The organism is Flavivirga aquimarina, assembly GCF_030540835.1.
GTDB classification, from domain to species: Bacteria; Bacteroidota; Bacteroidia; order Flavobacteriales; family Flavobacteriaceae; genus Flavivirga; species Flavivirga aquimarina.
In genome coordinates, this window is the sequence record NZ_JAUOEK010000016.1 from 1 (window position 1) to 22081 (window position 22081).

Genomic DNA, 22081 nt, shown 5'->3' on the forward strand with positions numbered 1-22081 from the left:
CTCAAATGGAGTTAAAACTATGTACTTTAGTGCATGTCGCTTTCAGCTTCTAAAAACTTTTGACACGAATTCAGTTTTACCATATTTCACGAAGCAGACTTTCAGTCTGCCAAAACGAACCTATGGACTTCCAGTCCATAGGAGTGGTTTAGTTAACTATTAGTCATACAAAAGGGACTACTAGCAACCTATTACCAACCGTCTAATACGCATTGTAATGTATGAGGTTCTGTTTCAGATAAAGGTATTTCTTCAAGATCATCACCCAAATAATTTCCACTGGCAGTACCAGTAACGTTGTTAAAACGATAAGACCAGCAATATCTAAGATTGGTATGTTCTTCTGAGTATGTTACCAAATTATCAATTAATATGGCATTTTCAAAGTCGCCAAAGGCTAAAAAATAGCCTAAAAATTGATTGCGACGTACATCGGCATCCGAACTTTTATACATATACATACCGCAGCTATTACATACATTTTCATGAACATAGGTAGCGCGATTATGACCTTTGTCTCCACCATTAGAATATTGTATATAACCTAATCGTCCATTTGCAGACCCAGTAACCATAGTAATGGTGTTTCTAGCAATAATGTTATGTGTTTTATGCCAACTCACAATAGGACCATCTAAATACGTACTATTATCCCCTTGTTCCATGACATTATCTAGTATATACACATTTTCACCACTAGCATTTACAATATCGCCACCAGAATTGTGATGAAAATAATTATTTTGAATTAAGATATCTTCATCGATACGCCCAGGGCCTTCGATATCAATACCAAATTGTGGGGCTGTTCCGCTAATATGATGTATTTCATTATCTGTAATTTTAATACGTACGCCACCTACTATCGAAATTCCTTGACGTCTGTTACCGTAAATATCATTATTTGTAAATGTAACATCGTTAGAATCTAATACCAAAGAACCATCCCCAGTAACACTATAAATTTCCATGTTTGTAACCAAGACATTATTATTACTCCAAACACAAATACCATGGCCTTCATCATGAGCCGTTTTTCCATCATTTTCTCGTGGTGTAAATACATGGGTATCTTTGTCTCCTATTATAGTACCATCACGCACAATAATATTATCCCCATTTAGTCTAAGCACACAATAATTCCATTTGTCGTTGGTGTCCATTTTTAAAATGGCACCTTCACTAAATACAAATTCGGTATTTTCATAAATATCAATACCTGCTTGATAAATGTCGTTGCCTTCTTCGCCTACTAAAAAGGTGCCCTCTGGTAATATCACTTTCCCATAGCCTTCATCATGCGCATAATCAATAGCAGCTTGTAAATTCGCTGTTGTTTTTATAGCATCTGTGCTATTATTTGGAATATCCCATTCTATAACATCAATAGTATACGCGTTGCTATTTGTTATTAAAGGTGTATCTACATTAAAAACTAGTTCTGGTAAACCATTGGCATCTAAATTTTCTATATCTGCGCCATATTCTCCATTAGTGTTTGCGTCATCATTGTCATTGTAACATGATATATTAAGAATAAAGACAAAAATTAATAGGTAGTAGTAGGTGAGTTTTTTCATAAGTCGTTTTATAAATTTGGGGCTTTATAAGCTGCAATATATTAAATACAATTAGGTTACGTCGCATCTAACACTTTTTATTTTTAACCGAAAATAAGTTGAAGTTCGTTATGGGCAATTAATAAATTTATTATTAAACTATAGAAATATCTCGGTGGCTTTGCTAGGGTTGTTTATTCTTTAAATGAAACGTTTAATTTGTTATCATAAATAAAAATGGGTTATAATGTTGTCTACAAGCAAGCAGGTATAACTTTTTGCAGACAAGGGTAGAAGCGAGGGAATGTCCCATGAATTTGTTCTGTGAAATTTGTAATAAATATATGTTTTTAAAATAATTTCATATATTTATTATCTCTTAGACTATATTAATTAAGAATACTCTCTCTTTAAATACTTAATAGCATTTTATGAAATTACCCTGTACTGGGGATTTCCTTTTGTTCTTTAATGCCGCTATTTAGCGGTGTGCGATAAGTATATTTAATTCATCTGTTTTAGTACTAAAAATATTAATAATGAAACATCTTAAACTTCTAATAATCTTAATAATAGCTTGCACAATAACATCCTGTTATTCTGTAAGATTGCGAAATATTAATGGTACGCCTCAACCTGATCCTTTTTCAAACAGAGATGACTATTATCGCGGAATGGCTGTGGTTGAACTAGATACAGTTATAAAAATAAACACAACGTCAAAAGACTTTACATTACTTATTAAGGAGTCTGATGCTTGCGAATCGGGTAAATTGAATATGGTAGAATACCGTAATACGTTTGGAGGATTACTGCTAAATACTATAACATTCGGAAAAAAACGAAAAGTAAAGATTAAATATGTGTGTGAAAAGAAATCAAATTAAACCTTATGGCTACTACTAAATTAAAACTACTAGAAGAGTGGAACACTTTACATAAGAATGGACCATTTCCATTAAAGCTTCTCTACCAGACAAAGTTAGAAGGAGAACGTATTATGCCTAAGAAAAAGGACCGCTATAACGATGTTGCCAAAGAGATACAACGTTTAATACAAGAAACTAAAACTGCCGGAGAGGGATTTCGTGCTTATGGCTCTGCATGGTCAATGAATAATATAGCCAGCCACAAGGATCGCATGCACTATAATGGTTTTATGAATATTTCAATGCCAATACATGCTGGCGATTGTCACCCAGATAATGTTTACAATCCTGACAACTTATTTTTGTTTGAATGTGGAAATACCATTAAGGAAATATCTGAAACTTTAGCAGAAAACGGAAAATCGCTAAAAACAACTGGTGCCAGTAATGGACAAACTATTGCAGGTTGTATTTCAACGGGTGTACATGGTGCAGGTGTTGATGTAGGTTCTGTACAGGACTACGTTGTAGGGCTTAATCTTATTATTGGTCCAAACCAGGAAGATATAGTATATCTAGAACCTGAATCAAAACCAGCTTTGAGTGATGCTTTTATACAAACTTTAAATGCCAGAGTTATTAGAGACGATGATTTATTTTACGCCGCTTTGGTAGGTTTAGGTGGTTTTGGTTTTATTCATGGCGTTGTAATAGAAGCAGAGCCTGTATTTTTAATTAAACGTTATGTGAAAAAAATAAAAAAGAGCTCAGCGTTTGAACTTGCCAAGACCATGGATTTTAAAAATTCAACATTTGTTATTCCAGAGGAAACAGACGCTAATGGAAAAGGTAATCGACCGTTTCATTATAAAATATTTATTAATCAGTATAGTAATGAAACAGACTGTGTTGTTGAGCTTATGTATAAAAAGCCATTTCAAGAACCGTATCCAGATCCATTTCCAGTAATTAAAGAATCTTTATACAGAGATTTAATTTACCTCTTTGTAAAACTAGCTGAAAATTTACCTAAAAGTATTCCCTGGTTAGTAAAACGCTTGCGTAAAACTATTTTACCTGTTGTAAATGAAGAAACCACAGGGATGCTTAAAGAAATATTCTGGGATGCACCTTATCAAGGCCCTGCTTTTGCATGCTCGTTTGGTATAAATCATAAAGACTCAGAAAAAGCAATGAATCTTCTTGGTAAGTTAACACGGGATGAAGGCCCGATACCAGGCATATTTGCACTGCGATTTGTAAAGCAAACCAAAGCTACATTAGGTTTTACTAAGTTCCCTGTTACCTGTATGATAGAGATTGATGGTGTTTTATGGAAAAAAACACGTAAGATTATAAGTTTAGAAGAATACTCCAGACTTATGATAAAAGCCTTGCAAGCTAACAATATTCCCTTTACGATACATTGGGGGAAAAATAGTGATTGGGAATTCTCAGGGTTGGTTAATCATATGTATAATGATAATGCTGAAAAATGGAAAACCCAACGTGAAAAACTGTTATCACCAGAGATGCAAGACTTGTTTTCTAATAAATTTCTGAAGACTATTGGGTTAGCGTAAAAGCATATAGATGGGGAGAGTAAATTCCCTAGGTAAGCGTATGTTGACAACACAGAAAACGAATCAAATTATAGTGGATCATATTACATTCATCACAATAAAATTCCTGATTTAAAGGCAACATATTTTATTGAAAGTATTTTACTTGGAACAGATATATCACCATTAATTAACGAAGGCTAAAAAGAATAGATATATAAAAGAACTAGATTATATTGTATTAACAATATAATCTAGTAAGAATGTGTGGGTAGCCATTTATTATTTAACTCTCAATAGTTACAGAAGCTGTTCCTGCACTAGAAGAAAAGGAAACAAAGCAATGAAAACTTCCTAAAGGAACTGTACTGCTATAGATGGTAGCATAAATATTACCATCATGTTCACCGTCACCATCTTCATTTTCACCATAAGAACTATAATTAACACAATTTGTTGTTTGATAAGTAATATCCCATTCTTCAAAACGTGAATAACCCGAATCAGAAAGTACACATTGATACCTTAATTTAAAATAAATCCCATAAGCGCTATAACTTGCAGAAACAGCGATATATCTATAGTATGCGCTAGCTTCCTGATAGTCATAATCATAAGGAGCTGGGGTACTTGTACATGCAGGTTTAGCTAATAAAGTATTACTTCCATCTAAAAAACCTAATACATCTTCATAGATACTCAATTGAGTTATATTATTATTCTTTAAATTTATATTTGCCAAGTCATTATATTGATCTAAAAAAGATTTGTTTAATAAATAAACAGATTCAGTATCTAAATCTACTTTTATTAAATGGTCTCCAATCCCTATAATATTATCTTTATTTAAAACTTCTGATAAGATATTATATTCATTGCTTATTAGTTGCTCACTATTATTTATTTCTATACTCTTTATTTTTTTTTCAAAATCTGTTTTTGAATTAAAATATTGTATTTCAGGAATGTTTTCAGAAATAGTATCATTTATTTCTTCGTGCTCGTTTGAACAAGATAATAGTATAATTGTCAAGGCTAAGGTGATAGTTTTTTTCATTTTTAAATGATTTAAGGGGTTGATGGAAAATTTAATGCACACTTGTTAATTTTATAAACTAATTTATTAATAGTGCTGTTTGTTATAAAATTATAACTATTTAAGTTAAAAACATAAAAGAAATGTAATTTTTGTGGTTTTTCCGAAGAGATAATAACGTGCTTTTTACTCCAATAAAATTTTGGTTAAAACAATAGGTGAGTGGGGTAGTAATATTTTAGAGGATAGGAAATTTAATATTGTTGGGTTTTTGCTGGAATTATAATACGATTGAGTATTATTGCACATGAAGGTAATTAATAGAGACGAGATTAAGCTCATATAACAAAAGGGTTCAGAAAATTCCAAACCCTTATTTATTCTTATTAAAATTTTATAAAACTACTATTCTTTAATGAACTTTTTATGCATTGTTTGGCCTCCATTATTAATTTCTAACATATATATCCCTGATTCTAAATCAGACACCGTTATTAATTTATTTTTGAGCTGCCCAGTTTTAACTGTCTGCCCAAGCATATTAATTACCTGATAGGTTAATTGAATACCCTGATTAGTCTTAACAAATAATGTGCCCTCTTTAACTGGATTAGGGTAAATGGTAAGTGAAAATTCATCCTCACTTCCAAAAACATCTGTTCTTTCCCCAAATACAACCTGAGATGTAGAATTTACACAAGAAGTTTCATAAACTTTAACATTAGAGAATACAGAAGTATTACCAGAACCAGCATCGTTATCATTAATAAAAACCAATTTATCCATTGTCCCTGTATAAGAATCTCCAACTGGAATTACATACGTGGTAGTACCACTAGAATAATTATCATAGTTAGTTACCCCATAATTTTGTGTTCCATAGAATTTAAAGTAGTAAAACTGTGTTAATGAATTATCATTTTCAAACCCAATACCATGAATTTCACCTTCAGAGGTACTATTAAATTCTAATTCAATAACAGTATTGGCAGTTACTTCATAAGGGAAATTTATAAACTTCCATGTGTTATTTGTTAATGTTAAAGATGCCCCATCACTTGCTAAAGAAAATGCACCATCATTATCTTGATCAGCGAATGAAGATATTGAGTAATTATTGAAATTTAATGCATTACATGTTGTTGTAGTGGGGCCAGTTGTTAATCTTAAATCGTCAATAGCAATATCACTTGACCAAGTTGAACCAGTCGTTCCAACAAAGCGTAAGCTAACAGTTTGTCCTAAATATGAACTTAAATCTATAGATACAGTATTCCATTGATTTCCCTGATTTCCTGATAAAGACCATAGAGGTACCCAAGAAGTGCCTGCATCTGTAGAAGCTTCTAACTCTAATGACCCAACAGCTGTTCCATACATATGGTTTTGAAAAGTAAACGTTGCACTGGATTCTGCAGACAAATCAAAACAAGGGCTTTCTAAAATAGCTGTTGCATTTGTACCTATTTCTCCTGTACTCCCATTTGATGAAGCTTCTAAGAACATATAAAAAGAACCGTCTGCTCCCGAACTTGGACCTGTGTTGCTAGATGGTGTTCCAGATGCATCATTTACCCAATTACCATTATCTCCCGTTGCTTGTACCCATCCATCTCCAGACTCAAAACTTTCACTATAAGGAAATGTACTTACTGTAGCAGTACATGAAGTTGTTGAACCACTAGTTGTTGAGAAATTAGCAGATGAACTATACTCAGAATTTGTTGAAGTACATTTACTGCGAACTTGAACTTCGTAATCTGTTGATGCAGTTAAGCCATTTAAAGTTACAGATGTACCAGTTATAGCATTAGTTGTCCATGCAGAAGTTCCAACAACTCTATAACGTATATCATAAGTTGCTCCCGATACGGCAGTCCAAGAAATAGTTGCGTTTGTATCTGAAATATTTGATGAATTGACCCCAGTAGGAACGGTTGCATTACAAACTGTAGGAGTGTCGGATAATCCTGAAATAATTAAAGAAAAGTTTTGACTTCCTCCAACTAAAGAGCCTTTATGCGTTACTGTAATGGTGTAAGTTCCTGACGCTCCAGTAATATCTACTCTTTCGTAAGGATCTACATTATTGTCTTGTTGTGAGCTTGTTGTAGGGCTTGTTAATTCATAAGGAAAATAGGTATTAGTTCCTTGAGTAACTCTAACATCCAAATCATTTACAAGTACAGGGGTAGTTGAGTTCACTGTAGTAACAGCTGTACCTGCTCTGTCCGTCCATGAAATTGAAGCTAATAATGGGCTAACTCCATCAGATTCTACCGTAATTGTATACGTTTGCCCTGATACTAATGTTAATTCTTGAATCTCACTTTCAGTATCTTTTTCGGTTATAATCTCAGCTGCCGTTTTTACGTTTAACAATCCCCATCCGTATACTGCATCAGGTCCCGAAACGCCCGCATCATCAGCTGTATGAAGGGCTAATCCTTTAAGAGTTGCTGCTTTCATAAAAGATCCATGTAAATTATTATTATGTTGTTGTAATAATAACAATGAACCAGTAACATTTGGAGAAGCCATTGAAGTACCAGAAATGCTTGCATAATCATCAGTAATGTTTCCATCTGCAAAATTAGTCCCGGCAAAAGAATCATAACTCGCAAAATTAAATGAAGAGTACACCTGTGTTCCATTGCCAGTAATATCTGGTTTTATACGCATGTCGTCTGTTGGCCCCTCACTACTTGAGCCACTAATTAAAACTGAAATTAAGTTACCACTGGCATCAATATTGGCATCGTTAGCATTTGCAACCACTAAATTATTTTTTGAAGTAGAGTGCCCTGTTAGTTTATCCCAACCAGAACCTCCTGTAGGGTTATTGTTCGCCGTATTATCATTACCATCATTTCCAGCGGCAACTACCATTAAATAATTAGGAGCATTAAACATAATGTCATCCCAATCTCGAGACACGTCAATATAGCCTCCAAAAAAATATTGAGGTAATTGTACTTGTCCTAGAGCATTTCTAAAGGCAAAGCCATAGGAATGGTTAGATAGCAGCATGCCATTAGCCGTTGCAGATGTAGCTTCAGCCGTGTCATTATTCCAATCATGTCCAATAGCTTGGGCTTGAGGAGCCATCCCTTCGGCATTAGCCACTAAACCAGAAGCAATAATTGTTCCTGTAACGTGCTCTGCATGAAAATTAAGGGAAGATGTACCATCTCCAATAGAAAATCTATTATTACCTCCACTTCCATCATATTCTTGATGCGCACTATTAGCAACACCTCCATCCCAAACATACGCAGTCATATTTTGTCCCATTAGATTTAAACCTAAAGATCCTCCATTTTGTAAATGATTTGTTCTGGTAGAAACAGCTGAATCAACATTAAAAGTCGTGTAATAAATGGGAGTTCCGTTAATTATTCTTTGCAGTTCTAACATTCTACCATCTTTGGTAGTCATTTTTGTTGGTATATTGTTTCGCTTAGCAAATTCTATTGCTTTTTCTTTTTCAGAAACGGCCTTTTTCTTAAGATTTGTTTCTAACTGTTTTAATTTTTGAATGTTATACTCCTTTTTAATTTTACTAATTTCGAGTTTTGTTTGAGCAAAAAAGGTTGCTGTGATGAATAAGCACAGTGTTGTCAAGGTTAAGGTTATAGTTTTTTTCATTTTTAAATGGTTTGGGGGTTGATAAAAAATTTAATTCATAGTTGTTAATTTTATAAATTAATTTGTAAATAGCACTATTTGTTATAAAATTATAACTATTTAATCTAAATGCATGAAGAAAATGTAATTTTTGTGGTTTTCCCGAAGAGATAATAACGTGTTTTTTTACCTCAATAAAATTTTGGTTAAAACAATAGGTGAGTGGGGTAGTAATATTTTAGAGGATTAGGAAATTAATTACAATAATTATAATTAGAAGCAAAAGGTTTAGTTTTTTAGTTGTGACCAAGCGATGGCAAATTGAGTTTAAAAATAAATGCCATAAAGCATTTAATTTTTTAAAAAGCAATCTAGCGTTTCGATAACTATCTGGAGACTGCGGCAATTTTACATAATGGAGCGTAGTGAGAATGTGTATGGAATGGTTTGATTTTAACTATGAAATATAGATAATCATTGTTTTTATTTAAATCTGCTTTTTTAATAATGAATCACCGTATAACTGTATTTTCTTATTTTTTTGAGGCGTTAAGTATAAATTATAATTAATAATATGAATTTTAAACCTCGTTATTTGGAATAAATCTAAATAGATGTATCTTTGTGAAAAATTGCTACTACAGTTGTCTCATTTAAAGTCAAATAAAAATACAATTCCCATTTTCGATATTAAAACTCCTGAGGGTTTTGAAAAAACATATAAGATGTTCTCTAAAAAGATGTACAGTATATGTTATTCAAAAGTGAATGACAAAGAAATTTCTCGAGATATTGTTCAGAATATTTTTAAATCTTTATGGGAACGTAAGGATAGTATTGAGATAAATAGTTCTATGGAACACTATTTAATAAAAGCTGTAAAATTTAAAGTTATAGATTATTACAGGGCTAAAGCTTCAAAAAAAGACCATCTAATATATGCATATGAAGAAAATACATCTTTTGATAATACCACAGATAATGATGTGTCTTTTAATGAACTTCAAGACAAAATTGATGCAGTTGTAGACAAGTTACCCAAACAATGTAAAAACGTTTATAAGCTAAGTAGAGAAAAAGGCGTTTCAAATAAAGAAATTGCTACGTCTTTATTTATTTCAGAAAGAGCGGTAGCGTATCACATATCTAAAGCAGTATCGTCTCTTAAAAACGAACTTGTAGAGTATTATTAATACGCTACAAAATACTGTTTTTAAGCATATTACAATATTTAATTATAAAGTATGCTTTTTTTTTACTTTTTTGACCTTCACTTAACATACCCAACATACGACTATATAAGTAATGGCAGTTTTAAACACCTTATGAATATATAGTATGAAAATTAACTCTCAATTATTAGAAAAATATGTTAATGGTAAATGTTCAAAAGAAGAAATTGCAGTAATAGAATTATGGTTAGAAAACAATAAAGATATTCCTAATGTTTTATCTGAAGAAGAATTACAATTTGAAAGTGATTTAATGTGGGGAGATATTTCTAAAAACATTAAACCCTCAAAACAAAAAAAGAAAGCCTATAAAAAACTAATAAGTTATGCTAGTGTTGCTTGTGTAGCACTATTTATTGGTTTAATAACTTTTCAGTTTTTCTTAAAGACACCCTTTACAACATACGAAACTTTAGTAGGAGAAACGAAGCGTATTCAATTAGATGATGGGTCTGTCATACATATGAATGCTAGCTCTGTTTTATTAGTCTCTAAAGAATTTTCTAAAAAAAATCGAGAAGTAAGTCTAAATGGAGAAGCTTATTTTGAAATTGCTAAAGATAGTTTACATCCATTTACTATTACTACAAAAGAATCAAAGACTACCGTTTTAGGTACAAAATTTAGTTTATCAGCTTATCCAAATGAACGAACCTATTTAACTCTAAATGAGGGAAAAGTATCATTTAAAAGTTTAGAAGAACCTACCAATAGTAAAATAGTACTACCAAATCAGCAAGTAATATTGAGTGAAAACTATAGCATTACCAAAAAAGACGTAAATGCTAATTTCTATAATTCATGGACTAAGAATGAACTGTTTTTTAATGAAAGTTTAAGAAATGTTTTTAAAGATATTGAACGAAAGTACAATGTAAAAATTCAAGTAAATAATAAAAGTGTTTTAAACCAGGTATATAAAGGATACCATAAAAGCCCGACTTTAGAAAATCTCCTAAAAAAAATAGGTTTTGTTATGAAACTTAAGTACAAGAAGAATGGAGACACAATAATGATTTATTAAATATATCAACGGTACATTAAAAAGACAAAAAAATAAGATGGTATATAAGGTAAATTCTAGTTGTAAAAACTATCTAAAAATATTTGGTTGCATACTGTTAATACTGCCCAATTTAATACAAGCACAAGAAAGTGTTTTAGATAAAAAAATTTCAATTTCAATAGATGGCATTGGTATTATTGAAACATTACAAGAAATAGAAAAAAATGAGAACTGTTTTTTTTCCTACAATAAATCTTCAATAAACACAACTAAAAAAGTTACTAAAACTTTTAATAATACGTCTTTACGATTAGTTTTAGAATCCTTATTCGAAGATTATAAAATGTACTTTAGTGAAGAAGGTAATGTAATTTACATACGTAAAGATAGTAGAAAAGGTAAAGTAACAGGTAAAGTAATTGATGCTAATAATACCCCTATTCCTTTTGCTTCAATTATACTTGAAAACACTATTTATGGAACTTCTTCTGATAAAAATGGTAATTATACATTTTTAGCTCCACAAGGAAATTATGTTATATCAGTTAGCACTTTAGGGTTTGAAAGTAAAAAACAAGAAATTAAAATAATCCCAGACCAACCAACACAAGTAAATTTTACTTTAAACGAAGAAGAAAATGCTTTAAGAGAAATTCTTATTGAAGGCAAATCAATTTCTAAAAAGATAGCTGAGGCTCCTATAAAAATCAATACAATAGAAACGAAAGATTTTAAATTGCAATCTATTGGAGTTGCAGAAATTTTAAAAACATCTCCAGGTGTTGTAGTAAGGCGTTCTGGTGGTTTGGGGAGTGATGTAGAGGTGAATTTAAACGGTTTAACAGGAAATGCTGTTAGGGTATATATTGATGGTTTTCCAATTGAATATTTAGGAGGAGGATTTGACTTAACTAACATACCCGCTTCTAATATTAATAGGCTTGAGATATATAAAGGCGTAGTTCCTACTGATAAAGCTACAGATGCTTTGGGTGGTGGAGTCAATATTGTGTCAAAAAAAATAGAAAATGATGTCTTAGAAACGAGTTATGAAATAGGTTCTTTTAATACCCATAGAGTATCATTATTATCTGGTAAAAAAATTAATGATCACATTACATTGTCTTTTGATGGGTTTTACAATTTTTCTGACAATGATTTCTTTATGAACAATATTACAAACACAACAGAGGAAACTTTTACAGATCAATTTACCGGAGAAATAAGAACACAACTAGTTCGTGAAACGATAAATAATATTAGAAGATTTAATAATGCGCACGAATCTTATTTTGCACAAGTGGGAATGCAAATTCACGATTTAAGTTGGGCAGATGAAATTACTATAAAAGGTAATATTTCGCATAAATTTAATGAAATACAAACATTAGATATTACTGATGGTTCAGCTATAGAAGGCTATTTTGGAGAAACAAAAACTTTTAATACTAATTTAGGTTATAAAAAAAGTTTTTTTGATAATAAATTAAAATTAGATTATAGAGGTGTCCTCTCCAATGCATTAAGCACTACAATACGTGATTCGTTAAATGTTATAAATTGGAACCGAGAAGTTATTGTAAAAAATGGTTTAAACCCTATCGATACTGAAACAGAATTTACTACAAACGCACATCGCTTAGGTATTAGTTACAAGTTAAACAATCAACACAAAATAAGTATAAATAATTTCTATGCGCGATCAAAAATATTTAGAAGAAATTTCATAGATCCTTTTATAACTATTAATGGTGAAGAAATAAATGGAAATCTAATTCCTTCATTCTTTACCAAAAATATAAGTTCTGCCGAAATTAGTTCCAATTGGTTTAAAAAATCTTTAAATACCATACTTTTTGGGAAGTATTATTTATATGACGCCAATACGGTAAGTCAACAATCTCCAACAGTTCTAAATTTACAAGTAAAAGATCAATTAAAGGGTTTTGGTTTTGCTTTAAAATATGCATTTAATACATCTTTTTTTATTAGAACAAGTTATGAAAATGCTGTACGTATACCAGACGAATTTGAAGTATACGGTAACTTCACAAACATTAGATCTAACTTTAACTTAAGGCCAGAACAATCAGATAATATAAATTTTGGAATCGATTATGAACAGCGTTTTTTAGGTAGCTATAAAATTAATTTAGGTTTTAATGGCTTTATTAGAAATACGAAAGATTTAATAGCGCTAAGAGGTGAAGATGTTTTCTTACAATACCAAAACTTTAATAGCGTGTTATCGCAAGGGGTAGAGTTTAATGTGAAAATTACTAAAGATCCATTTTCTAACATCAGTTTTAATTTAACTAATCAAGAACGCACTTATAAGGGATTTAATGCATTGTCTGATAATGGATTGGAATCATTTATTGGAACCTCTTTTCCAAACACTCCTTTTTTCTTCTATAATGTGCTTTTTAATCTTGGAGCAAAAAGTTTTAAGGAAACACTACCCAATATAGTTTTGTATGGTAATTGGTTTCATACTAAGGCATTTAGTAATGATGATATCCCACCAAATGGTGAACCAGAACCGCTATCACTTATACCAACGCAGGACGAGATTAATATGGGTATAGGTTATTTTTCGCCCAATAAAAAGTTAAGTTTTTCTTTTCAAGTAAATAATATTACAAATGACTTTCAATTATTCGATAATTACAGAGTCCCAAAGCCTAATAGAAACTATCAATTTAAAATTAATTATAAAATCTTTTAATAATGAATCTATATTTTAAACAATTTAAAAACAACACTCTTAGTATTTTATTAATAGCGATGTCTTTTTTAATAACTACATCATGTAAAAATGATGATGATAATGTTGATGAACCAGAAGAAGAAATCCGTTTAAAAACAGGTTTTGTAATTAACGCCACAACTCCAAATGACGATTTTATAGTTAAATATTTTGAAGAGTTGCCTAGCGGAGTTGCTAATTTAACAGATGGTCAAGTATTCACTAGCTTTACTCCAAATGAATTTTATGATGGCTATTTTTTTGATAGTAATGGTTTAGATGAAACAGATAGATTAGCTAAAATATTTGTAAATATTGATGGAGAATTAGAAGAAGATGAGGCCAGTATAGCACATTCAGGCAATAGAGGGCAACCTAAAATAATAGATGCCACCACTGGTCTGTTTACCGATAGAGCAAATCCCGCTCAGGTAACCGTATTTAACCCAACCACTATGCAAATTACAGGTTTAATAAATATGGAGGATTCAGAAAACTTACCTAATGAACAAATTTTAAATGGCTTTCTTGTAAGAGGGGATGAGTTTTTTTGTTATGTAAGATCAGCAGATACAGCGGAACCTTTTACTTCATTTTATGTTCAATCCGCTAATTATAGAACAGGAGCATTTGTAAATACTACGGTAATCCCAAACGCAGGAATAAACGCTTATAGTAATCTTGAAGGTCATACTAATGTTGATGAACAAGGAAATATTTATTATTTAAGTACTGGTGTGGCAATACAAGGTACATCTTGTGCATTATATAAAATCCCAGCAGGATCTAATAGTTTTGATCCAGATTATACTTTTAATCCTGCATTGGCGGCAAACCCACTAAATACCTTATTATCAAATTGTTTCTTTTTTAATTATATAGGAAATGGTAAAGCAATTGCCTATGCTATTACAGATATCCCACAAGGAGTGCTACAGTTAGTAGCCTCTGTTGGTGGTGATCCCCGTAATTTAACTCAAGCACAATTATTACAAGCCCAACAATTATTTTTTACAGAAAATACAGCTAGATGGATTCTTATAGATGTAAATACAAAAGATGTATCAATTATTTCAGGGTTACCTCCTCAAGGTGGTTTTGTAACGCAATCATCTCGAGTTATTAATGGAGAAGTTTATCTAACTATTAAAAATACTGATGAAAATGCTATTTATAAATATAACGCTACTTCTGGTATTGCAGAAAAAGCTTTTGATGTAGAAGGAGGAACCATTCGAGGTATTTATGATTTATCATCTAACTAATATTACATAGTATATAATGCCTTCTCGCTTAACTTATAGTGAGAAGGTTTATTCTAAATAGCTTAAAAAATGCTTAGTTTTTCGTTGTTTTTCTTTTTTGTTTCTATTTACCTATTGTTTGTTTTAGCTAAAAGAATTGAATTTAATAAAGGTAATCTGTCATTATACTTTAATGCAAGACCTTTATTAGCAAAAAGCCTAGCGGTAATTTCTTTCATTATTGGTTTTTGTTTTCTTTATAGAAAAACAGGTGTAACTAATGCACTATTACTATTGTTGGTCGTTTGGCCAACTTTTGCCTCATTAATTGTTTTATTTGCTCCACTTTATAAACCAAAAAAAATAATAGTTTTCCTTTCCTTTTGTGTTTTATTTTCAATTGAAACCTCTCTTAAATTAATCTAAATGCCTGCTAATAAAAAATATTTAATTCAATCTAGTTGGATAAAAGCAAGTAAATTTTTAGCTGCTTTTTTAGGGAGTTTGTTTGCTACTATGATGGCGCATATAGCATTATCATACATCTTCGATCAAAGAATAGTTTTGGTTACAGCATTATACTCAACGCTTATAATATGGCCACTATTAATATTGGTTGTGTATTGGATAAAAAAAGCATGGATATCTTGGATCATATTTTTATTCATAATAATACTATCCACCATTGTAATTTACATATTAAAGCCATAATGAAACAAAACAAAAGAGATTATAACGTTTTTTTTAATGTACATACTATTAGTGGTATTGTTATTAGTGTGGGTCTGTTTGTCATTTTTTTTGCAGGAGCTTTTGCTTTATTTATGGATGAAATAAATCAGTGGCAACATAACGAAACAAAAACCATAGTATTTACACCTAAAATAGATTACGATCGTATTTTAGAAATAACAAAAAAAGAAGGATTTGATTTAAAAGGAAGAGAGAGTATTACAATAAACTATAGCAGGTCTAATGCAAATTATATTTCAGTTAACTCAAGCCCAATAAAAACCCAAAAAGACATTAAACAAGCATTTAACGCTAAAGACTCTTTGGCAAAGGCTAAAATATATCTTAAAATAGACCCAAAAATATACAATGTTATAGCTAGAAAAAGAATTGTTCAAGGGAACTTAGGCTCTTTTTTATATTATTTACATTATTTTAAACAGATACCCTTAATTGGTCGCTATATAGCAGGACTTGTCTCTTTGTTTTTTGCTGTAGCAATATTTTCGGGTATTATCATTCATTGGAAAAAAATAATTTCAAATTTTTTTACTTTTAGAATTAAAAATAGTATTAAAAACCTGTGGACAGATGCGCATGCTGCCCTAGGTGTTTTAGGGATTCCTTTTCAGTTGATGTATGCCATAACAGGTGTCTATTTCGGATTATTAAGTTTATTGTATTTACCTTCATTTTTTATTGTTTTTGATGGAGATTTTGATAAAACAACAGAATTAATTTTACCGCCTAAAACAGCTATTGTTGAAGTGCAACAAACCAATCCCAAAATTCAAATTAACACACTTATAGATAATACTCTTGCAGATGTAAATAAAAATGATTTAAATAGAGTTTTTGTTGAAATTAAAAAATTTGAAGAACCGGATGCAAGTATGTCTGTAGATTTATTACATAATGGTGCAAATAAATTTGCAGCAAGTACGAGGTCTTTATTTAGACTATCTGATGGTAAAAAAATATATCAAAAACTGCTTTATGACGATTATTATAATGCCACAAGTAAAACAATAAGAAAACTACATTATGCAGAATATGGAGGATACGTAACAAAAATAATTTACTTTATTTTATCAATGATTACTTGTTTTGTAATTATATCAGGAGTCTTAATTTGGTTAGAAGCTAGAGCAAATAAAAAATATATTTCTAAAGCAAAGTTTAATACTAACGTAGGAGCTATTTATATGGGAGTTTGTATGGGGCTTTACCCTTCAATTGCTTTATTATTTTGTTTAGTAAAAGTTTTTCCATCTAGCACCAAAGGTGAATTTGGTATTTTATCAAATGTCTTTTTCTTGTTTTGGTTGGTTTTAATAATTTATGCATTCTTTCAAAAAAATATTCATAAAATAACAAAACATTTTTTGTTATTAGCTGGTATTTTTGGGATTCTAATTCCTATTTTAAATGGAGTACAATCAGGGTCTTGGTTTTGGAAAGCTATTCAAAACAACCATACCAGCACTTTCTTTATTGATGTTTGTTGGCTAATTACAGGAATTATTACTTTATTAATAAGTTTTAAAATGAAGCCATTAAAAAAAGCCATAACTAAATTACAGTAGAATACAACATAATATTAAAATTTCTAAACAAGATTTAGGAGATTATTTTAATATTAATAGATAAAGAACCAAAGGTTTTTCATCGAATATGAGAATTATAGGTTTAACTTTGCTTTGGTAAAAGCGAAATTTATATTATTGCTTTTTTTGATTTTTTTCTTTCTAAAAGCTTCTCTAAAAATGTAATGGAATACGCTTTGCCCGAAACAACGATAGGAGTAAAGTGGCAATGTGTATGGAATGGTATATTGATTTTAATGTTAATTAGATTATGCAATAAAATAAATTCTTATTTTTAGCCTACAAAACTGCTTTACGTTACGAGTAAAAACCAAAATAAAAGTTTAACCTCTTCTAATACGTTTACAGTACAACCCCCAAATGAAATGAAAATAAAACTACTACTACTCATTAACATTTTTATCTTTGGTTTTAACTGCTTTTCACAGCAAATATGGAAACTAAACACGCCAGCTTTACAAAATAAGGTTGTTGAAAATTCTAAGGAACATAAATTATTAGTTTTAGATAATAACAGTTTTTTATCTCTAGTAAAAGGTGTCTCTGATAGGACAAGCTCCAAGAAGAAATCTTCCACAATTTTACTTCCCGTTGAAAATAATACATTTGAAGCTTTTGAAATGGTAGGAGCATCTAATTTTAGCGAAGAATTGGCTTTAAAATTCCCAGAAATAAAATCATACGTAGGTAAGAGTACTCAATCAAATAAGGTCGTACGTTTAAGTTTCTCTGAGCATAATGGACTTAGGGCATTTATTACAGCAGGTAATGAGATCACCTTGATTAAGCCTACAGATTTGAAAGCGAATACATATGCTGTATCTAATAGAAAAGAGAGTGAATCTCTTTCAGATTTTGAGTGCGGTGTAGTAGAAGAAGTGCATGAGCATTCACATAAAAAAACTGCAAATGCAAAAATATCAACGACTGATGGGTATCTAAGAAAGTATCGTTTGGCGCTGGCAACTACCGGGGAATATTCAAATTATTTCTTGACAGGAAATGAAACCAGTGATCTTGAAAGAAAAACGGTAGTGTTGGCTGCTTTAAATACGACACTTACAAGAATTAATGGGATTTTAGAACGGGATCTTGGAATAACATTGGAATTAGTTCCTGAGAATGATAGGGTAATACATTTAAATGCTACTACAGATCCTTTTACATTCTTTGGAGAACAATTGCTACCTGTAGTTCAAAATCATTTGGACGCTGAGATTGGTAGTGTAAATTATGATATAGGACATTTGCTAGCACATCGATTCAGGAATTACGGGATTGCCTATCCAGCCAGTGTTTGTAGAGATGGTTTTGCAGGGAAGGGAAGTGCATTTTCATCCGGCCCTAATCTGGCAGCGGATAATTTTTATATGGTCTTTGCACATGAGTTAGGACATCAACTAGGTACAAATCATGTACAAAGCAGTTCTGCATGTAGAGACCCCTATGAAGCAGGTACTGCAGTAGAACCAGGAAGTGGAAGTACGATTATGAGTTATGCAGGGATATGCAGCCCTAGTGTTCAAAATAGCATAGATAGTTATTATAATTATGTTAGCATTCGAGATGTTATTTCAGTTACTGAGGGTAGTGGTTGTGGGGAGTTAATCAGTACTGGTAATCATGCCCCAACGGCAGACGCAGGTAGTGATTATACGATTCCAAAGTCAACGCCTTTTATTTTAGAAGGTACTGCAGAGGATGCTGATAACAATTCAACCCTATCTTATACTTGGGAACAAATTGATACTGAAAGCCCTAACTCAAACAGTACTCCACAACCTATGTGGGTGTATGGCCCATTGTTTAGAAGTTATACACCTACAGATGTTCCCGTTCGGTATATGCCAAAATTGGAGGATGTTGTTGCTGGAAATTTAACACCAACCTGGGATGTTTTGCCATCTGTATCTAGGACGATGGATTTTGCTTTCACAGTAAGAGATAATGCTGTTTTTGGCTCCCACACTGCTTCAGATGAAATGACTGTAACAGTAGAAGGTAATTCAGGACCTTTTGCCGTAACCTCACAAAATTCGAGTACTATATGGCAAGTAGGAGAGGTTAAAACAATTACATGGAATGTCGCCAATACAGATCAGGCACCCATTAATACCTCTACTGTAGCCATATATTTATCCACTGATGGAGGATATACATATCCTATTACTGTAGTCACCAATGTGCCTAATATTGGAAGTTATGACATTGTTGTTCCTGAGGTTCCTGCATCAACTTCTACTGCGAGATTGATGGTAAGAGCTGAGAACAATGTATTCTATGCCATAAATGCTTCTGACATTAACATTGATTTATCAGAGTTTTTCATGAGTCTTTCCGAATCGGAAAAAGATGTTTGTAAAGATGAGGACGCCGTGTTTGTTTTTGATTATAAAACGGTTTCCGGTTTTAATGAAATGACAACGTTTAGTATGGAAAATTTACCTAACGGTGTAACAGCTACATTTGATCCAGCTACCGCGATAAACAACAATACAGAAGTTACCCTAACCATTTCAGGGTTAGATAATTTAAATCAAAACTCTTATGAAACTACTATTGTTGGAAACACAATATCAGTACAACGAAATGTCAATATTAGGTTAAACCTATTTGAGAATTTATCCAAGCCAACGTTAATATCTCCAGAAAATAACACATCACAAATAATTCCAAATTCAGCATTAGTTTGGGAGGCTGTCCAAAATACAGAGGCCTTCTTTACCATTGAGCTGGCAAGTGATCCTGGTTTTTCCAATATCATAGAACAAACCATTACAACTGAAAACACATTCATACCTTCTCAAACCGAATTTAATACAGATTATTACTGGCGTGTACTAAGTGATAATGTATGTGGTACGAGTGATTTTTCAGAGGTGTTTACGTTCAAGACAAAATGTAATGATCCATCCAATATCACTATGACGGATATAGCTTATAATACAGCTACCATTTCGTGGACGGATAATAGCTCTTCAAGTTGGGAAATTAGAATTATTGAAAATGCTCCAACACCAATAGAAAAAATAATTACAACAAACACTAATTCATATATTATTTCAGCACTAAATTCTAGTACTGATTATGATGTTTTTGTAAGATCATTATGTGCAAGTGATTTTAGTAACTGGATAGGACCTCAAAAATTTACAACACCAGCTAAATGCCCGGTTCCTTCAGATTTTGTTGCCGATTTAGCTGGTAATTTATCATGGACTAGCAACGGAAGTGAAACAGTATGGGAGCTGGAATATGGGGTGAAAGGGTTTTCACCAGGAACGGGAACTAAGGTTTTAACCTCAACCAATCCACATGCAATGGAAGGATTGAATCCTGGAGCTTTATATGATGTTTACCTTACCGCTATTTGTGGAGCAAATCCTGGAAGTGATGACAGTCAGCAGGTGGGACCAGTACTAGTTGATTTTTATGAAATTAATTGCAGTACAGAAAAGTTTTACGATTATGGAGGACCAGAAGGGAATTATGGAAAAGATGACTATTATATAATTCTTTTTAAAGCATCAAGTGCTCCGCTCACGATTACATTCAATGCTTTCGATTTAGCAGAAGATGATTATTTATTTGTCAATACAGAAGATGGTTCTAGATTTTATTATGGAACTGATGGCCCAAGAACCATTACTTTAGAATCAGGTAGTGTATTTTTTAGATTTGAATCGGTGAGTGAAGAAACCAGTACTGGCTGGGAGGCCACAGTGACTTGTGGGGCACTCAGTTGTCCAATGCCTTCAGATTTTGTTATAGATGATATAACTTTTAATTCAGTTGATCTATCATGGACGAGTAATGGAATTGAAACACAATGGGAGCTGGAATATGGGATAAAAGGATTTACACCTGGGCAAGGAACAACAGTTTTAACTTCCGCTAATCCTTACACTTTAACAGGAGTATCTGAAGATACTGATTATGAGATATACCTTAAAGCTATATGTGGTTTAAATTCTGGGGATAATGATAGTAACGTGGTGGTGCCAATCGATTTTAACTTATCTGAAATGTTAGGTGTATCAGAAGTTAGTTTTTTTGATGGATTTAAATTTTATCCTACTCCAGTAAATAATAAATTAACCGTTGAATCAAATGAAGAAATAACGAAGGTTGAAATTTATAATTTGGTTGGTCAACTAATTACTACAAATCAAGAAAGGCTTAAAGAACGAGTTGAAATTGATTTTTCTTATCTATCTGTTGGCATTTATTATATTCGAAGTTATTCTTATGACAAGATAAGAACATTCAAAATTATTAAGCAGTAAAGAACTTTTAGACTTTTGGATAGGTCATTTTAACACTTATCATTTTATATAATATATGAGTGTCTCGTCTGAAATTGTAAAAGATAATTCAAGAAATTAAAAATGATAAATTGAAACTAAAATGTTAGCAAGTGTATAGAAATTTATTTTTCTTAAATTTTGTACTCTTGCGAATACTCAACGAAAAGCTCGTGAAAAAAAATTAACGGAATATTCTTCAAATACGAGAATTTCAATAAAACCAAAATGTTAACTTTTGTGCGGTTGCAAGCGTTGGCAATTTTACATAACGACTAATTACATTAAATAGAAACTATAACATTCTGGGATATTTTACATAATATTGAATTATAGCTATCTAATGACATGAAATACATTTGTACTATAATGTTCTGCGTTATGTAACTTTGCTTGGGTAAAAGCGAAGTTATTATCTCAAATTTTCTTTGATTTTTTTCTTCTCAAAAGTTTCTTTAAAAAATGTAATGGAATACTCTTTGCCCGAAGCGAGGATAGGAGTGAAGTGGGAATGTGTATGGAATGGGGCTATTAGGTTATATCTTTCTTATCAT

Annotated in this window: 12 protein-coding genes; 9 read left to right on the forward strand and 3 right to left on the reverse strand. The window is 31.6% G+C overall.

The genetic code is table 11. The annotated features are described in order from the left end of the window. Positions 1–191 precede the first annotated feature (191 nt). Positions 192–1580 carry a right-handed parallel beta-helix repeat-containing protein gene (locus Q4Q35_RS00370; RefSeq protein WP_303275932.1) on the reverse strand — a complete coding sequence of 463 codons (1389 nt, stop codon included), beginning with the start codon at positions 1578–1580 and terminating at the stop codon, positions 192–194. A gap of 518 nt (positions 1581–2098) precedes the next feature. Here Q4Q35_RS00370 and Q4Q35_RS00375 point away from each other — a divergent pair. Then, a complete protein-coding gene (locus Q4Q35_RS00375) occupies positions 2099–2446 on the forward strand; it encodes a hypothetical protein (protein WP_303275933.1) in 348 nt (115 codons plus the stop codon). Between the two features lie 5 nt (positions 2447–2451). Then, entirely contained in the window at positions 2452–4011 is a 1560-nt protein-coding gene (locus Q4Q35_RS00380; protein ID WP_303275934.1) for an FAD-linked oxidase, read from the forward strand. A gap of 265 nt (positions 4012–4276) precedes the next feature. Here Q4Q35_RS00380 and Q4Q35_RS00385 read toward each other — a convergent pair whose 3' ends face one another. Continuing rightward, positions 4277–5047 (reverse strand): hypothetical protein, encoded by a 771-nt coding sequence (locus Q4Q35_RS00385; RefSeq protein WP_303275935.1) that lies wholly within the window; start codon positions 5045–5047, stop codon positions 4277–4279. A gap of 384 nt (positions 5048–5431) precedes the next feature. Continuing rightward, positions 5432–8674 (reverse strand): S8 family serine peptidase, encoded by a 3243-nt coding sequence (locus Q4Q35_RS00390; RefSeq protein WP_303275936.1) that lies wholly within the window; start codon positions 8672–8674, stop codon positions 5432–5434. Positions 8675–9267: 593 nt separating this feature from the next. On the opposite strand from Q4Q35_RS00390, the gene Q4Q35_RS00395 reads away from it, so the two are divergent. The 7 genes from Q4Q35_RS00395 to Q4Q35_RS00425 all read left to right on the forward strand — a co-directional run bounded on the left by Q4Q35_RS00395 (position 9268) and on the right by Q4Q35_RS00425 (position 21509). Next, positions 9268–9846, forward strand: coding sequence for an RNA polymerase sigma-70 factor (locus Q4Q35_RS00395; RefSeq protein ID WP_303275937.1), 579 nt, complete (start codon positions 9268–9270; stop codon positions 9844–9846). A gap of 145 nt (positions 9847–9991) precedes the next feature. Further along, the gene (locus Q4Q35_RS00400) at positions 9992–10909 is read left to right on the forward strand and encodes a FecR family protein (RefSeq protein ID WP_303275938.1); all 918 of its coding nucleotides are present in this window, start codon (positions 9992–9994) and stop codon (positions 10907–10909) included. Positions 10910–10946: 37 nt separating this feature from the next. Continuing rightward, positions 10947–13619, forward strand: coding sequence for a TonB-dependent receptor (locus Q4Q35_RS00405; protein ID WP_303275939.1), 2673 nt, complete (start codon positions 10947–10949; stop codon positions 13617–13619). A gap of 2 nt (positions 13620–13621) precedes the next feature. Further along, positions 13622–14905, forward strand: coding sequence for a DUF4374 domain-containing protein (locus Q4Q35_RS00410; protein ID WP_303275940.1), 1284 nt, complete (start codon positions 13622–13624; stop codon positions 14903–14905). A gap of 405 nt (positions 14906–15310) precedes the next feature. Beyond that, a complete protein-coding gene (locus Q4Q35_RS00415; RefSeq protein WP_303275941.1) occupies positions 15311–15595 on the forward strand; it encodes a hypothetical protein in 285 nt (94 codons plus the stop codon). Beyond that, positions 15595–17202 carry a PepSY-associated TM helix domain-containing protein gene (locus tag Q4Q35_RS00420; protein ID WP_303275942.1) on the forward strand — a complete coding sequence of 536 codons (1608 nt, stop codon included), beginning with the start codon at positions 15595–15597 and terminating at the stop codon, positions 17200–17202. Before Q4Q35_RS00415 ends, Q4Q35_RS00420 begins: the two co-directional genes overlap by 1 nt. 386 nt (positions 17203–17588) lie before the next feature. Beyond that, positions 17589–21509, forward strand: coding sequence for a reprolysin-like metallopeptidase (locus tag Q4Q35_RS00425; RefSeq protein WP_303275943.1), 3921 nt, complete (start codon positions 17589–17591; stop codon positions 21507–21509). The last annotated feature ends 572 nt before the right edge of the window (positions 21510–22081 follow it).

Coding starts and splice junctions, on each gene's coding strand:
- Q4Q35_RS00370 (WP_303275932.1), bottom strand. CDS start 1,580: ATGAAAAAACTCACCTACTACTACCTATTAATTTTTGTCTTTATTCTT.
- Q4Q35_RS00405 (WP_303275939.1), top strand. CDS start 10,947: ATGGTATATAAGGTAAATTCTAGTTGTAAAAACTATCTAAAAATATTT.
- Q4Q35_RS00420 (WP_303275942.1), top strand. CDS start 15,595: ATGAAACAAAACAAAAGAGATTATAACGTTTTTTTTAATGTACATACT.
- Q4Q35_RS00385 (WP_303275935.1), bottom strand. CDS start 5,047: ATGAAAAAAACTATCACCTTAGCCTTGACAATTATACTATTATCTTGT.
- Q4Q35_RS00380 (WP_303275934.1), top strand. CDS start 2,452: ATGGCTACTACTAAATTAAAACTACTAGAAGAGTGGAACACTTTACAT.
- Q4Q35_RS00390 (WP_303275936.1), bottom strand. CDS start 8,674: ATGAAAAAAACTATAACCTTAACCTTGACAACACTGTGCTTATTCATC.
- Q4Q35_RS00415 (WP_303275941.1), top strand. CDS start 15,311: ATGCCTGCTAATAAAAAATATTTAATTCAATCTAGTTGGATAAAAGCA.
- Q4Q35_RS00425 (WP_303275943.1), top strand. CDS start 17,589: ATGAAAATAAAACTACTACTACTCATTAACATTTTTATCTTTGGTTTT.
- Q4Q35_RS00375 (WP_303275933.1), top strand. CDS start 2,099: ATGAAACATCTTAAACTTCTAATAATCTTAATAATAGCTTGCACAATA.
- Q4Q35_RS00400 (WP_303275938.1), top strand. CDS start 9,992: ATGAAAATTAACTCTCAATTATTAGAAAAATATGTTAATGGTAAATGT.
- Q4Q35_RS00395 (WP_303275937.1), top strand. CDS start 9,268: ATGTATCTTTGTGAAAAATTGCTACTACAGTTGTCTCATTTAAAGTCA.
- Q4Q35_RS00410 (WP_303275940.1), top strand. CDS start 13,622: ATGAATCTATATTTTAAACAATTTAAAAACAACACTCTTAGTATTTTA.